The 13,906-nt window shown below is 40.3% G+C and carries 17 protein-coding genes; 1 reads left to right on the plus strand and 16 read right to left on the minus strand.

Going from position 1 to position 13,906, the window contains the following annotated elements:
- Positions 1–70: 70 nt before the first annotated feature.
- The 11 genes from accD to C0979_RS01675 all read right to left on the minus strand — a co-directional run bounded on the left by accD (position 71) and on the right by C0979_RS01675 (position 9,755).
- Positions 71–1,816: an acetyl-CoA carboxylase, carboxyltransferase subunit beta gene (gene accD, locus C0979_RS01625; protein ID WP_101694322.1), complete on the minus strand. Its 1,746-nt coding sequence runs from the start codon at positions 1,814–1,816 to the stop codon at positions 71–73.
- Positions 1,813–3,156, minus strand: a complete 1,344-nt coding sequence (locus tag C0979_RS01630; RefSeq protein WP_101694323.1) for an acetyl-CoA carboxylase biotin carboxylase subunit — start codon at positions 3,154–3,156, stop codon at positions 1,813–1,815. The genes accD and C0979_RS01630 overlap by 4 nt, the downstream gene beginning before the upstream one ends.
- A 10-nt stretch (positions 3,157–3,166) precedes the next feature.
- Positions 3,167–3,595 (minus strand): 3-hydroxyacyl-ACP dehydratase FabZ, encoded by a 429-nt coding sequence (gene fabZ, locus C0979_RS01635; RefSeq protein ID WP_101694324.1) that lies wholly within the window; start codon positions 3,593–3,595, stop codon positions 3,167–3,169.
- A 15-nt stretch (positions 3,596–3,610) separates the two neighbouring features.
- Complete coding sequence (gene accB, locus C0979_RS01640; protein ID WP_101694325.1) at positions 3,611–4,051, minus strand: acetyl-CoA carboxylase biotin carboxyl carrier protein; 441 nt, start codon at positions 4,049–4,051, stop codon at positions 3,611–3,613.
- Positions 4,052–4,063: 12 nt separating this feature from the next.
- Positions 4,064–5,302, minus strand: a complete 1,239-nt coding sequence (fabF, locus tag C0979_RS01645) for a beta-ketoacyl-ACP synthase II (RefSeq protein ID WP_101694326.1) — start codon at positions 5,300–5,302, stop codon at positions 4,064–4,066.
- A gap of 8 nt (positions 5,303–5,310) precedes the next feature.
- Entirely contained in the window at positions 5,311–6,051 is a 741-nt protein-coding gene (gene fabG, locus C0979_RS01650) for a 3-oxoacyl-[acyl-carrier-protein] reductase (protein ID WP_101694327.1), read from the minus strand.
- Positions 6,052–6,055: 4 nt separating this feature from the next.
- Entirely contained in the window at positions 6,056–6,982 is a 927-nt protein-coding gene (gene fabD, locus C0979_RS01655; RefSeq protein ID WP_101694328.1) for an ACP S-malonyltransferase, read from the minus strand.
- Positions 6,975–7,913, minus strand: coding sequence for an enoyl-[acyl-carrier-protein] reductase FabK (fabK, locus tag C0979_RS01660; protein WP_101694329.1), 939 nt, complete (start codon positions 7,911–7,913; stop codon positions 6,975–6,977). The genes fabD and fabK overlap by 8 nt, the downstream gene beginning before the upstream one ends.
- Before the next feature lie 49 nt (positions 7,914–7,962).
- Positions 7,963–8,181, minus strand: a complete 219-nt coding sequence (acpP, locus tag C0979_RS01665) for an acyl carrier protein (RefSeq protein ID WP_101694330.1) — start codon at positions 8,179–8,181, stop codon at positions 7,963–7,965.
- Positions 8,182–8,237: 56 nt separating this feature from the next.
- A complete protein-coding gene (locus tag C0979_RS01670; RefSeq protein WP_101694331.1) occupies positions 8,238–9,161 on the minus strand; it encodes a beta-ketoacyl-ACP synthase III in 924 nt (307 codons plus the stop codon).
- A gap of 234 nt (positions 9,162–9,395) precedes the next feature.
- Entirely contained in the window at positions 9,396–9,755 is a 360-nt protein-coding gene (locus tag C0979_RS01675) for a LysM peptidoglycan-binding domain-containing protein (RefSeq protein ID WP_101694332.1), read from the minus strand.
- Between the two features lie 261 nt (positions 9,756–10,016).
- Between C0979_RS01675 and lexA the strand changes: the two genes are divergently transcribed.
- Positions 10,017–10,631 carry a transcriptional repressor LexA gene (lexA, locus tag C0979_RS01680; protein ID WP_101694333.1) on the plus strand — a complete coding sequence of 205 codons (615 nt, stop codon included), beginning with the start codon at positions 10,017–10,019 and terminating at the stop codon, positions 10,629–10,631.
- 92 nt (positions 10,632–10,723) lie between these two features.
- Here the strand turns inward: lexA and rsfS are convergent, their stop codons facing one another.
- From rsfS to obgE, 5 genes are read right to left on the minus strand one after another with little or no spacing between them, the layout of a single operon-like run.
- Positions 10,724–11,065 carry a ribosome silencing factor gene (gene rsfS, locus C0979_RS01685; protein WP_101694334.1) on the minus strand — a complete coding sequence of 114 codons (342 nt, stop codon included), beginning with the start codon at positions 11,063–11,065 and terminating at the stop codon, positions 10,724–10,726.
- A gap of 3 nt (positions 11,066–11,068) precedes the next feature.
- Positions 11,069–11,653 (minus strand): bis(5'-nucleosyl)-tetraphosphatase (symmetrical) YqeK, encoded by a 585-nt coding sequence (yqeK, locus tag C0979_RS01690; RefSeq protein ID WP_101694335.1) that lies wholly within the window; start codon positions 11,651–11,653, stop codon positions 11,069–11,071.
- Positions 11,650–12,282 (minus strand): nicotinate-nucleotide adenylyltransferase, encoded by a 633-nt coding sequence (nadD, locus tag C0979_RS01695; RefSeq protein WP_101694336.1) that lies wholly within the window; start codon positions 12,280–12,282, stop codon positions 11,650–11,652. Before nadD ends, yqeK begins: the two co-directional genes overlap by 4 nt.
- Before the next feature lie 18 nt (positions 12,283–12,300).
- Entirely contained in the window at positions 12,301–12,591 is a 291-nt protein-coding gene (gene yhbY, locus C0979_RS01700; RefSeq protein ID WP_101694337.1) for a ribosome assembly RNA-binding protein YhbY, read from the minus strand.
- Between the two features lie 18 nt (positions 12,592–12,609).
- The gene (obgE, locus tag C0979_RS01705; protein ID WP_101694338.1) at positions 12,610–13,893 is read right to left on the minus strand and encodes a GTPase ObgE; all 1,284 of its coding nucleotides are present in this window, start codon (positions 13,891–13,893) and stop codon (positions 12,610–12,612) included.
- Positions 13,894–13,906 lie beyond the last annotated feature (13 nt).

Below are 13,906 nucleotides of genomic sequence, written 5' to 3' on the forward strand. Positions count from 1 at the left end.
TCTCTCCTTCATTTACCTTCAAAACTCTTACAATATTATACCATTGATTCTGGAAAAAGAAAGATAGATCTTACATTACTCGGAATCTTTGATAACGTTTCTCTACCAATTCTTTTATGGTCAATTTAGATTTCTCCTCTAAAAATTGACAAAGTGCATAGTCAATCTGTTTGCAAACATTTGCCATAGTGTCTGGAGTATAATTTTCTGGCTCCTTAAATACTCGTTCTACGATATTGGATTCTTTTAGATCTATCGATGTTAACTTCATTACTTTCGCAGCTTCCTCAGCCCGTTTGCTGTCCTTCCACAAAATGGAAGCAAAACCCTCCGGAGATAAAATGGAATAGATCGAGTTTTCTAACATCCACACCTCGTCTGACGTAGCAAGAGCCAACGCTCCACCACTCCCTCCTTCTCCTATAATCAAAGAAACAATCGGGGTTTTCAATCCAGACATTTCATAAAGATTCCTAGCAATTGCTTCCCCCTGTCCGCGTTCTTCTGCCTCAATACCACAAAAAGCTCCTGGCGTATCGATAAGACAAACAATAGGCCGGTGGAATTTCTCAGCCTGTTTCATCACACGAAGCGCCTTACGATATCCATCCGGAGAAGTCATTCCAAAATTGCATGCTACGTTTTCCTTTGTCGTCGTCCCTTTTTCCTGTGAAATCACAGTGACTGGATTTCCATGAAAAAATGCCAGACCACACATTATTGCCGGATCATCTTTATAACAACGATCGCCGTGTATTTCATAAAATTCTGTAAACAAATTTTTAATATAATTTGAACTAACCGGGCGACCTTTTTTACGTGATTTCTGTACACGATCCCAGGCTGAAATAGATTTCTGATCTTCTATTTCATTCAAATTACTCTGATATTCCTCATCTTCTTTCTGTCTCAAAGAAAGATCAAATTTTACTCTGTCTCTATCAATATTATGAAGCTTTAGTAAGCGAATGAGCGTTTCTTTCATCTCGGGTCGCTCAACGATTGCATCAATAAATCCATGTTCCAGCAAAAATTCAGCAGTTTGAAATCCTTGAGGTAATTTTTGCCCAATCGTTTGCTCAATTACCCGTGGTCCAGCAAATCCAATCAACGCTCCCGGTTCTGCCAAAATAATATCACCTAACATTGCAAAACTTGCCGTCACACCCCCGGTGGTTGGATTGGTTAAAATTGGAATATAAAGAAGACCTGCATCGCTATGGCGTTTCAATGCAGCAGATGTTTTTGCCATTTGCATCAGAGATGTAATTCCCTCCTGCATACGTGCTCCACCAGAACAAACAAATATAATTACAGGTAAGCGTTCTGAGGTTGCGCGTTCTACCATCCTAGTAATTTTCTCACCAACAACTTCTCCCATGCTCGCCATAATGAATCGACTATCACAAACTCCTATTGCAACTGGATATCTGCCTATCAATGCTTTTCCTGTTATAACAGCCTCATCTAAATTGGTCTTTTCTTTCACAACAGCCAATTTTTCTTCATATCCTTTATAATCCAATGGATTCGGACTTTGAAGTCCGGTATCCCATTGTTCAAATGTCCCTTCATCCACAACCATCTCCAGCCGTCGAAATGCATGCATTCGAAAATAGTAGTTGCATTTAGGACAAATATAATAATTATCTTTTACTTCTTCCGTAATCACTGCGGATTTACAGGAATTACACTTCTTTAAAAGTCCTTTGGGTACTTCCGGCTCTTTCCCAAACATCCTAATTTCTTTTTTCATAGAATCTGTTCTTGCCCGAGAGATAGAACCCGCTTTTTTAAATGTATTTTTTAAATTCATTTTTCACTCATCTTTTCTATAAATTCAATATCCACATTTCCAGTACAATAATCAGGATGCTCTAGAATCTGATATAGATAATCTACATTTGTATCAATGCCATCAATGACCACTTCACCTAAAACACTTCGCATTTTTACAATCGCTTCTTCTCTTGTATCAGCGTATACAATAATTTTTGCCAACATGGAATCATAGTAGGCCGGAACGGTGTATCCTTCGTAAATTGCAGAATCTATACGCACCCCTTTTCCTCCGGGAAGAAACATTCCTGTGATTGTTCCGGGTGAGGGTAAAAAATTCTTCTCTGGATTCTCGGCATTGACACGACATTCAATGGCGTAACCCTGGATTTTTATATCCTTTTGTTTATAGGAAAGTGGTAACCCTGATGCTATCTTAATCTGCTCTTTGATTAAATCAACTCCTGTAACCCATTCTGTCACGGGATGTTCTACCTGTATACGAGTATTCATTTCCATGAAATAAAAACGCTCATCGTTTTCCAAAAGAAATTCAACTGTACCAGCATTGGTATACCCGCATGCTTTTGCGGCTCTTACTGCTGTTTCACCCATTACTTTGCGCAACTTAGGTGTGATAGCTGAACTAGGCGCTTCTTCTAGCATTTTCTGGTGATTTCTTTGAATAGAACAATCGCGTTCTCCAAAATGGATTATATTTCCCTTGGAATCTGCCAATATCTGAAATTCAATATGTCTGGGATGTCTTATAAAATGCTCGATATACATAGTATCATCACCAAATGCATTTTTTGCTTCTTTTTGAGCGGTCAAAAAACTGGATTCAAACTCTTCCGGAGTATTTGCAACACGCATTCCTTTTCCCCCACCGCCAAGGGCTGCTTTTATAATAACTGGATACCCTACTTCTCTTGCCGCTACAGCTGCACTTCGTACATCATAAATTGGATCTTTACTGCCTGGAATAACAGGTACCCCAGCTTCAATCATTGTATTTCTAGCCTGTGATTTATTTCCCATTTTCCGAATCACTTCAGCACTGGGTCCGATAAATGTGATATGACATTGTTCACAAAGGAAAGCAAATTTACTATTTTCTGATAAGAATCCAAATCCCGGATGAATCGCATCTGCACCTGATGTAATCGTAGCGCTAATAATTCGTTCCATACTTAAATAGCTTTCTGCAGAAGGTGCCGGTCCAATACAGATCGCCTCATCAGCTAATTGTGTATGAACCGCTTCTTTATCTGCCTCAGAATAAACTGCAACAGTCTGAATTCCCATTTCCCTGCATGCGCGAATAATACGAACTGCAATTTCACCTCTATTTGCAATCAAAACCTTTTTAATCATAATCAAATCCCTATCCAATCATAAATGTCAATTCAGCGCGAACAACAACTTTCCCCTCAACAGAAGCTGTAGCCTCTCCGATCCCAAATGGACCTTTCTGTTTGATCATCTTCGTCTCCAAACGTATTTTATCTCCTGGAACTACCTTACCTTTAAACTTACAATTTTGTATTCCAGCAAAATACGCCGTCTTTCCGCGATTCTCCTCCTTGGAAAGAATCGCAATCGCACCAGTTTGTGCCAATGCTTCGATTGTCAATACCCCCGGCATTACTGGCTCTTTCGGGAAATGTCCTTTAAAGAACTCTTCTCTGTACGTCACGCATTTATAAGCCACAGCATACTGTCCGGCTTCATAATCTTCCACATAATCAATCAACAAAAACGGATGGCGATGCGGTAAGATTTCTTTGATCTGATTTATATCTAAATGATTCATTTGTCTATTTCTCCTTTATCCAATCAAAAACAACGGCTGCCCGTATTCTACAGTCTGTCCATTTTTTACAAAGATTTCTTTTACAGTTCCGTCAAATTCACATTCGATATCATTCATCAGCTTCATAGCTTCAACAATTGCGATTGTCTGACCTTTTCTTACAACTTCTCCCACCTGTACAAATGGCATTGCGTCTTCAGCTGGTGCAGAATAGAAAGTTCCTACAAGCGGAGATACCACAACATTTCCTTCTAAATTATCCTCTCCAACATCCGCAGGTACATCTGATCTGTCTTCCTTTTTAGGACCACCCTTATTTTCTAAAATAGGTTCTGCTATCTGAGTTGTGCCTTCTTTTTTTATGATAAGTTTCATATTCTCTTCTTCATACTGAAACTCTGTAAGATTCGATGCAGATATAATTTTAATTAACTGCGTTAACTGTTCTGCTTCCATAATGTTTATCTCCTATTCCAGATATTCTTTGATACAAAGTGTAGCATTATGTCCACCAAATCCAAGCGAATTGGTAAGTACACAATGAACCGGTTTCTCAATCGGAGCTCCGATCGTATAATTTAGATCACATTCATTATCCGGGGTTTGAAGTCCCATCGTTTGATGGATAAATCCTTCTTCAATAGACTTAACACAGACAATAAACTCAACTCCGCCTGCGGCTCCCAATAAATGTCCTGTCATTGATTTCGTAGAATTTACCACCACATCCTTGGCAGCATCTTTCAATACTGATTTTATCGCTCTGGTTTCAACCAAATCATTATGATGTGTACTTGTTCCATGTGCATTGATATAGTCAATATCTTCTGGATGTACATTTGCATCTGTCAATGCAAGTTCCATTGCTTTTGCTGCCCCAGATCCGTCTTCAGCTGGTGCTGTAATATGATAAGCGTCACAAGTTGCACCATATCCGACCAGTTCCGCATAGATTTTAGCGCCTCTTTTTTTAGCGTGTTCCAATTCTTCTAACACGACTATGCCGGCACCTTCTCCAATAACAAAACCACTTCTATCTTTATCAAATGGAATGGATGCACGTTTGGGATCGGTCGCTGTTGTTAAAGCAGTCAAACTACTAAAACCAGCAACGGAAAGTGGACAAATTGCGCTCTCTGTCCCACCTGCTAACATAATATCTGCATCACCATATTGAATAGCACGAAGTGCATCGCCAATGGAATGTGTTCCCGTTGCACAGGCAGTAGTTACACTTGTACATTTTCCTTTTAATCCAAGCTGGATCGCAACATTACCTGCAGCCATATTTGAAATCATCATTGGGACCATCAATGGATTCATACGAGCAGAGCCCTTTGTCAGAATTTTCTCATACTCTCGTTCTGCTACTTGAAGACTCCCGATCCCAGATCCGATGATAACACCAATCCTGAAAGGATCTTCTCGCTGCATGTCAATTTCTGCCTGTTCAAATGCCTCTTTTGCCGCAGCAACAGCATATTGGGAAAATGGCTCCATGCGCTTTGCCGATTTAAAATCCATACATTCCTTTGCTACAAATCCTTTTACCTCTCCAGCCAATTTCACCTTATAATCAGTGGTATCAAATTTGGTTATTTCCTGAATTCCAACCGTTCCGGCTTTCACATTGTTCCAAAATTCCTCTACTGTATTTCCAATTGGTGTTACAGCACCCATCCCTGTGACTACAACTCTTCTTTTCATAGTTCCTCCTACATTACCATCCCGCCATCTACGTGCAGTACCTGACCCGTGATATATCCTGCCTCATCAGATACCAAAAATGCTACTGCATTTGCCACATCCTTAGGATCACCAAATGTCCCAAATGGGATCTGCGATGCAATCTGCTCTTTCATTTTTTCAGGAAGTACCTCTGTCATATCTGTTTGGATAAATCCAGGTGCCACCGCATTTACTGTAATATGCCTTGATGCCAGTTCTTTTGCAGTTGCCTTCGTAAGACCAATGACTCCCGCTTTTGAAGCAGCATAATTAGCCTGTCCAACATTTCCTGTAACTCCTACGACAGAAGAAAGCGTGACAATTCTTCCAGAACGCTGCTTCATCATCTGCCGAGATGCAAAGCGGATACAGTTAAATGCACCTTTCAAGTTTATACGGATTACATCGTCAAAGTCCTGCTCACTCATGCGCATAAGAAGACCGTCCTTGGTAATTCCTGCATTATTAACTAAAATATCTAATCTTCCATATTCTTTGATTACATGATCCAAAAATGTTTTGCACGCTTCAAAATCTGAGACATCGCATTGATATACTTCCGCTTTTCCACCGCAAGATTCAATCTCATTTTTTACTTCTTTTGCCTTTTCAACAGAACCATTGTAATTGATGATCACCGTTGCACCTAGTGAAGCTAACTTTACAGCAATTGCCCTTCCTATTCCTCTGGAAGCACCTGTCACCACCGCTACTTTATCGTTTAACATCCCTCTACTCCTCTGTTAAAATCTCCATTGTTGTTTCCAATTCTTCCCATGTACTTATATTGTAAGATTTTACACCTCGATTGATTTTCCGCAGAAATCCGGTCAACGTTTTCCCTGGACCAATTTCTACAAAGGTATCCACGCCATCTTCTATCATTCTTTCCACACTTTGCTGCCAACGAACGGATGACGTAATCTGTGAGACGAGAAGTGGTTGGATTTTCATAATATCTGTGATATATTCTGCTGTCACATTGTTCACATAAGGAATTTGCAATGGATGCATCTGAATTTTCTCAAGCACCTCATTCAACTTCGTTTCCGCATTTTTTAATAAAGGAGAATGAAAAGGTCCGCTTACATTAAGCAAAACAATTCGTTTGGCTCCTTGTTCCTTCAACACTTTCTCTGCCTGCTGGATTCTTTCTGCCGCCCCAGTAATCACAATTTGTCCTGGGCAGTTATAATTTGCAATTGAAACATTTTCAATTGCTGATATTCCTTGTTCTACCTGATCCCCTGTCATTCCAAGTACCGCCGCCATAGCTCCTTCGCCTGCTGGAACAGCCTCCTGCATAAAGATCCCACGCTGTCGAACCGCAGAAATAGCGTCTCTATCATTCATCCCCCCTGCGAACGCAATAGCACTGTACTCACCAAGACTTAATCCCGCTGTAACATCTGCTTTTAATCCAGCCGCTTCTGCTGTTCTTGCCATTGCAAGAGATGTTGTTACTAAAGCAGCCTGTGTATATTCTGTAAGGTTCAAACACTCATTTGGATAAAAGCACAGTTCTTTCATATCGATTCCAAGCCTATTTGAGGCCGTATCATAAATTTCTCTGGCAATGGCGCTGTTTTCATAAAAATCTTTTCCCATTCCTGCGATCTGACTGCCCTGACCAGGGAACACTACTGCAATCTTATTCATGATTTTGATCTCCTTTTAAGAGCGCTTCCGCTTGAGATACAATGCTCTCAATCGCCTCTTTACATGGTTTAATATCTGCAATGAGACCTGCAATCTGCCCTGCCATTACACTTCCCTCTTTTACATCACCATCAACTACAGCTTTGCGCAAACTTCCAAGTGTTAGATGTTCCAGTTCTTCGAAAGAAGCGCCTTCCTTTTCAAGACGGATATACTCTGTCGTCATTTTATTACGAAGCGCACGTACCGGATGCCCGGTTGCTCTGCCCGTGACTCTAGAATCAATATCTTTTGCTCTTATAATGCACTGTTTATAATTTTCATGGACTTCTGCTTCATTAGTTGCAACAAAGCGGGTTCCCATCTGAACACCCTCTGCACCTAGCATAAATGCAGCAGCCACCCCTCTTCCATCCGCAATTCCTCCAGCTGCTATTACCGGAATCTGTACAGAGTCTACAATCTGTGGAACAAGTACCATGGTCGTGTTTTCGCCTATATGTCCTCCAGCCTCTGTACCCTCTGCTACAATAGCATCTGCTCCGCAACGTTCCATACGCTTCGCCATTGCAACAGAAGCAACAACAGGAATTACCTTGATACCAGCTTCTTTCCACATGGTCATATATTTTTCAGGTGTTCCTGCGCCTGTCGTTACGACCGGAACATTCTCTTCAACTACAATCTTAGCTACGTCATCTGCATTTGGACTGATCATCATAATATTCACACCAAATGGACAATTGGTATGTTTTCGCACTTCTCGAATCTGTTCACGAACCCATTCTGCTGGCGCACTTGCCGCTGCAATCAACCCCAAACCGCCTGCTTTGGATACCGCAGACGCAAGATGTGATTCAGCAACCCATGCCATCCCACCCTGAATTACAGGGTATTTCAAACCTAGAATTTCTGTCAGTCTTGTTTTCATTTCCATTTTCCTTTTAATATATTCTCAATTATCTTATTAATCTGTTTTCTTATGCTTCCAAGTAAGCAACAACCGCTCCAATTGTTGTGATTTTTTCAAGATCTTCCGCTGGGATTTCTTTTCCAAACTCTTCTTCAAAGGTCATAATCATTTCAAAAAGATCCAAAGAATCTGCGTTCAAATCTTCCTTAAAATTTGTGTTCTCTGTTAAAGTATCTTTCTCTACGCCCAATGCCTCTGCTACAATTTCTTTTACCTGTTCTAACATAATTTTTGTTCTCCTTTTTCATCATTTTAATTATTTATGTAATCCTATTACGGAAATTACCATTCGATAAGGCTGGCACCCCAGGATAATCCGGCACCAAATCCGGCAAGCACAATCTTCATTCCTCTTTTCAATTGCCCCTGGCGATTCAGCTCATCTAACAAAATCGGAATACTTGCCGAAGAAGTATTCCCATACTTCTGTAAATTCATCGGGAATTTCTCAATCGTAACTCCAAGCCTTTTTGCAACTGATTCTACAATCCGTTTATTCGCTTGATGCAAAATAAAATAATCAATTTCTTTTAGGGAAATATTCTGCTCTTGCAAAAGCTCTTGAATGCATAGAGGTACTTGTTTCACCGCAAATCGAAATATCAGCTGGCCATTCATCTGAATAGTACCTCCTGGTAAGCAAGTCAGCGCCTGCCCTTTTCCTCCATCAGACCGAGTATACGGACAAAAGATTCCCTTTTCTTCTGCCTTTAAAATCACGGCTCCGGCACCATCTCCAAACAAAATGCATGTATTGCGATCTTTCCAGTCCACAATACTTGACAATGCCTCAGAACCGATGATCAATACTGTTTTATAAATTTCTGCAGTAATATACGCTTGCGCAGTATTGTATGCATACAGAAATCCTGTGCATGCTGCATTTAAATCAAAACATGTAGCATGTACTGCGCCAACTTCTTTTTGCACCTCACACGCTACACATGGAAGAATGGTGTTTGGCGATATGGTAGATACTAAAATCAAATCAATCTCTTCCGGCTGAATCCCTGCCATCTCAATTGCTCTTTTCGCAGATTCTGTTGCCATTGATACTGTTGACTCTCGTTCAGCAATATGCCTTGTTCCAATTCCTGTTCGCTCTCTGATCCATTCGTCATTGGTCTCAACAACCTTCGCAAGATCATGATTCGTAACAACTTTTGAAGGGATATAAGAACCTGTCCCATAAATTTTACCTATCATTTGTTTCATCCTTTATGCTTTGGTTTGCAAATATTTTGATATTCAAAGTATACAGTAATAAAAATATTTGTCAACAGCTTTTTGTATTTTTTACTCATATAGGTGTGATTTTTTTATAAAAAAGAAGTTATTAGCAAAGATAACTAGCTAAAATAATCAGAAAAATCAGAAGAAAATTCTTAGATTATGAAAAAGGACACCTCGTAGCGAGGTGCCCTTTTCTCTCAAAATAGATTATTTAAATTCTCTATCATAATAAACAACTGTCAAGTAGTGACCTTCCTGGATGTCATCTGATGTAAGGCCATTAACGTCTTTTAATTCCTCGATATAATCATAAACAGAAGCATAATCATTGCTCATATATTCTTTTGCAATATCCCAAAGTGTGTCACCACCTTGAATCTCAATACTTTTATAGTACTTGTATGACATAGGGGCTTCTTTCTGGTCGCCATGAGCATCTACTAGACCGCCTTTAAAACAAACACTAAAGCTAAGCAGCATAACGCACAATACAATACCTAACATCATCTTTTTTACAAATACCTGCCTTCTTCTCTTGCTTGCCGCATATAATCTTTTTGAACTCATAACTACTTCCTCCCCTTATTCTTTCCCAGAAATCTTCTTAAAGTTAAGTTTCAAGTTTTCTTTTCTTAAGTCAAAGTATAAAACATTTGTTCCGAACAGTTGTTCCTTTATGTTTTAAATTATATGATGCGAACGAATGTTTGTCAATAGTTTTAGATGAAATTTTCGAACATATTTTCTAAACATTTGTTTGCTTTTCCTTTTCACATATGGTAAAATGCAGTTATATGAAATAAGTGTATCGAATGAGGAGGAGCGATTATGGCACAAGGCAAGATCAGTTCAAAGCAAAAGGAAATACTGGAATATATTAAATCACAAATTTTAGAACGTGGTTTTCCTCCGGCTGTTCGTGATATCTGTGAAGCGGTACATTTAAAATCTACTTCTTCTGTCCACTCTCACCTTGAGACACTGGAGAAAAACGGTTATATCAGAAGAGACCCTACGAAGCCCAGGGCTATTGAGATTCTGGATGATTCTTTTAATTTTATGCGCCGTGAAATGGTAAATGTTCCGATCGTAGGTCGTGTTGCCGCAGGAGAACCAATTCTTGCAGAGCAGAATATTGAAGAGTACTTTCCGATTCCAACAGAATTCATGCCTAACAAGCAGACTTTTATGTTGAAAGTCAGAGGCGAAAGCATGATCAATGCCGGTATTTTAGATGGTGATCTCGTTTTGGTTGAGGAACAAAAGACAGCACGGAACGGAGAAATGATTGTCGCCTTAATCGAAGATGGAGCTACTGTGAAGACCTTCTACAAAGAAGAAGGCGTAATTCGTCTGCAGCCAGAGAACGACACTATGGATCCAATCATCGTTCCAGACTGCCAGATTTTAGGAAAAGTAATCGGCGTATTCCGATTTATGTAAGGCAATTAATTCGCTTATAAAACAAATGAGAAAGGCTCTGGTGTGAACTATGCACAACTTAGAGTCTTTCTCATTTATTTTTCTTAATTCTTCTATAATTCTATCTGTTTTCCATCGCTCCAGATTCTTTCCAAATTGTAAAAACTTCTGCTTTCTGTGTCAAATACATGAACAATTATATCACCATAATCGAGCAATACCCATGTTCCAGAATTTTGACCTTCGCGCTGTTTCTGGATATATCCGGCTTTATGCATCTTCTCTTCCACATTATCTACCAACGCAGTTACCTGGCTATTGCTGCTTCCACTGGCAATTACAAAATAATCTGCCAAAACTGAAATCTCTGAAATATCAATAACACGGATATCTTCTCCTTTTTTATCTTCCAGTGCACGGCAGGCTACACTTGCCATTTCTCTTGCCTGTTCCATCGATTACTCCTCCTTTTTTTGTTCTTCTTTATAATACAAATACGTCTGTTCCGTCATCGGATCTATGGGGATTCCTCTGGAATTCAAATATACCAGTGAATCTTCCAAAATTTTATAAAGGCATTTATCAATATCTTCAAACGCCATTTGGCGGACATCTTTCATATTCGGGAGTTCTTTTCGTCCAGGCTCAATATAGTCTGCAATGTAGACAATTTTTTCTAGCAAGGACATTCCTGGACGTCCGGTCGTATGACTTTTAATAGCGTCTAATACTTCTGTATCTGAAACGCCGTATTGTTTCCTGGCAAAAAAAGCGCCAAGTTTAGCGTGAAGAAGGCTTGGATTAGCTTTCTCTACTTCTGAAACCGCCAACCTCTCTTCTCTGCAAATCTGAATCTTTTCCGAATTGGGAATACACTTTGCACAGTCATGCAGAAGTCCTGCTAAAAGAGCCTGCTCAAGATTTGCCTGATACCGCATTGCAAGTGCTGCCGAAGTATACATTACACCCAGGGTATGTTCATATCGTTCTTCATCCAGATGTTTCTTTAATTCCTTTTGTATTTTTCTGATCTGCTGATTCATTTAATCTTCGCTACCCCTTCTGTGTTCTGATATAAGCAATGCTCCTCAATATAATCTGCGACATCTGACGGAACATAAGAACGGATAGACTCTTGCTCTTGAATTCTTTGTCGAAGCTCGTGAGAGGAAACATCCATCAACGGAGTTGCCAGAATTTCAATCCGAGCATGATACTTCTTTTTGAGATAAGCAATCTGCGTCTGCATCTCTTCTGCAGTATCAATCTCATCCCGATAAGCCGCTAAAAACGTACAAGTCGGAAAAATCCGCTCTGGTTTTACCCAGGTTTCAATCGCAAATAAAGAGTCTGCACCAACAATAAAGTAGAGTTCATCTTCTGGATATTGAGTCTGAAAATGCTCCAACGTCTGATAGGAGCAGGACACTTTGGATGGATCCGACTCATAAAGTTCTAGCACAAATTCCGGATGCGGAGCAATCGCAAGCTCCACCATCCGGATGCGTGTCTCGATATCAGATCCAATAGAAGCCTGCTCTTTGTGTGGTGGATTACCGTTCGGCATAAACCAGATCTGATCAAGACCAAATTTTTCATAAGCAGCCTTTCCCAACATCAGATGTCCATTGTGAATGGGATCGAAGGTACCGCCCATAATTCCTATTTTCATTGTAATCTCCGTTTCCCTTTATGGGAGCTGAATTTTTTTGTTCTTATCTTTACCTTCCCGGTATAATACAATCTTCTTGCCAATCACCTGTACGACCTGAGAATGAGTCCGCTCTGCAACCATCTCAGCAAGAGCCCGTGGATCATCCATACAATTTTTCAGTACACTGATTTTAATCAGCTCTCGTGCTGCCAGCGCTTCATCCACTGCATTGGTAAGTTCCGGCGTCATACTGTTTTTTCCAATCTGAAAGATTGGATCCATAGTCATTGCAAGACTTTTTAAATATGCACGTTGTTTTGTGGTCATTTTTCTTCCCTTTCCTACTTATTTGTAATAATCAAACTGCAAACCATACATTCTAACAGTATCGCCCTCTTCGATTCCTGCGGCTTCCAGTTCGTCTAAAATTCCAGTATCTTTCAAGAATTTCTGGAAGAAGGCAAAACCTTTTTCGGAATCCAGATTGGTATATCCCAACATTTTTTCGATTTTCGGACCTTCTACAACGTATACTTCGTCTTCTTTTTCAACGGTATACGGAAGATCCTCGTAGATCAATTCTTCTTCCGGGAAATACTCCTGTTCAAATACAACCGGTTTCTGATCCAGGTCTTTTAGCTGGTCTGAAACATAGTAGAGAAGTTCCTTCATTCCCTCTCCAGTAACACCCGAAATCGGGAATACTTTTACTCCCTGTGGCTCAAATTCTTCTTTTAAACGGACAAGGGGATCTTCTCCATCTGCATAAATCACATCAATTTTATTGGCTGCAATTACCTGTGGACGTTTGGCAATCTCTGGATTATAAGCATTTAACTCTGCATTAATTTTATAAATATCCTCAACTGGATCACGACCTTCTGTGCCTGCGGCGTCTACAACGTGAATCATCAGTTTGGTACGCTCAATATGGCGCAGAAACTCATGCCCCAGTCCTACACCTTCTGAAGCGCCTTCGATAAGCCCTGGGATATCTGCAATTACAAATCCCCTTCCGTCTGGAAGATCTACTACACCAAGATTTGGATTCAATGTTGTAAAATGATAGTTAGCAATCTTTGGCTGAGCATTTGTTACACGAGAAAGGAGTGTCGATTTTCCAACATTTGGAAATCCAATCAGTCCTACATCTGCAATTACTTTCAGTTCCAGATTGACCCACAGCTCCTGAGAAGGCTGTCCTGGCTGCGCATATTTAGGAATCTGCATCGTAGATGTTGCAAAATGCTGATTTCCAAGACCACCTTTTCCACCTTTTAAAATGACCTGTCTGCGGTTCTCGCCAGACATATCCGCAATCACCTTTCCAGACTCTGCTTCCTTAATGACCGTTCCTTCCGGAACTCTTAAAATAATATCTTCCGCATCTTTTCCGTGGCAGCGGCGTTTTCCGCCCTGTTCCCCGTCTTTAGCCGCATATTTCTGTCTGTGTCGATAGTCTTGAAGTGTATTTAACCCTTCATCTACTTCAAAGATAACATCTCCGCCGCGTCCGCCGTCTCCGCCGTCCGGTCCGCCGTTCGGCACATACAGTTCCCGACGGAAGCTGACATGACCATCTCCACCTTTTCCTGATCTGATAAATATCTTTGCTCTGTCTGCGAACATATTTTTCCTCTTT

Source organism: Dorea phocaeensis (assembly GCF_900240315.1).
In the GTDB taxonomy this organism is placed as follows: Bacteria; Bacillota; Clostridia; order Lachnospirales; family Lachnospiraceae; genus Dorea_B; species Dorea_B phocaeensis.

Bases quoted from the DNA above. Each gene is read 5' to 3' on its own strand.
- C0979_RS01630 (WP_101694323.1), bottom strand. From the start codon at position 3,156: ATGATTAAAAAGGTTTTGATTGCAAATAGAGGTGAAATTGCAGTTCGT.
- acpP (WP_101694330.1), bottom strand. From the start codon at position 8,181: ATGTTAGAACAGGTAAAAGAAATTGTAGCAGAGGCATTGGGCGTAGAG.
- obgE (WP_101694338.1), bottom strand. From the start codon at position 13,893: ATGTTCGCAGACAGAGCAAAGATATTTATCAGATCAGGAAAAGGTGGA.
- C0979_RS01675 (WP_101694332.1), bottom strand. From the start codon at position 9,755: ATGAGTTCAAAAAGATTATATGCGGCAAGCAAGAGAAGAAGGCAGGTA.
- fabD (WP_101694328.1), bottom strand. From the start codon at position 6,982: ATGAATAAGATTGCAGTAGTGTTCCCTGGTCAGGGCAGTCAGATCGCA.
- fabZ (WP_101694324.1), bottom strand. From the start codon at position 3,595: ATGAATCATTTAGATATAAATCAGATCAAAGAAATCTTACCGCATCGC.
- accB (WP_101694325.1), bottom strand. From the start codon at position 4,051: ATGGAAGCAGAACAGTTAACGCAGTTAATTAAAATTATATCTGCATCG.
- yqeK (WP_101694335.1), bottom strand. From the start codon at position 11,653: ATGAATCAGCAGATCAGAAAAATACAAAAGGAATTAAAGAAACATCTG.
- C0979_RS01670 (WP_101694331.1), bottom strand. From the start codon at position 9,161: ATGATAGGTAAAATTTATGGGACAGGTTCTTATATCCCTTCAAAAGTT.
- accD (WP_101694322.1), bottom strand. From the start codon at position 1,816: ATGAATTTAAAAAATACATTTAAAAAAGCGGGTTCTATCTCTCGGGCA.
- fabG (WP_101694327.1), bottom strand. From the start codon at position 6,051: ATGTTAAACGATAAAGTAGCGGTGGTGACAGGTGCTTCCAGAGGAATA.
- rsfS (WP_101694334.1), bottom strand. From the start codon at position 11,065: ATGGAACAGGCAAGAGAAATGGCAAGTGTAGCCTGCCGTGCACTGGAA.
- lexA (WP_101694333.1), top strand. From the start codon at position 10,017: ATGGCACAAGGCAAGATCAGTTCAAAGCAAAAGGAAATACTGGAATAT.
- fabF (WP_101694326.1), bottom strand. From the start codon at position 5,302: ATGAAAAGAAGAGTTGTAGTCACAGGGATGGGTGCTGTAACACCAATT.
- yhbY (WP_101694337.1), bottom strand. From the start codon at position 12,591: ATGACCACAAAACAACGTGCATATTTAAAAAGTCTTGCAATGACTATG.
- fabK (WP_101694329.1), bottom strand. From the start codon at position 7,913: ATGAAAACAAGACTGACAGAAATTCTAGGTTTGAAATACCCTGTAATT.
- nadD (WP_101694336.1), bottom strand. From the start codon at position 12,282: ATGAAAATAGGAATTATGGGCGGTACCTTCGATCCCATTCACAATGGA.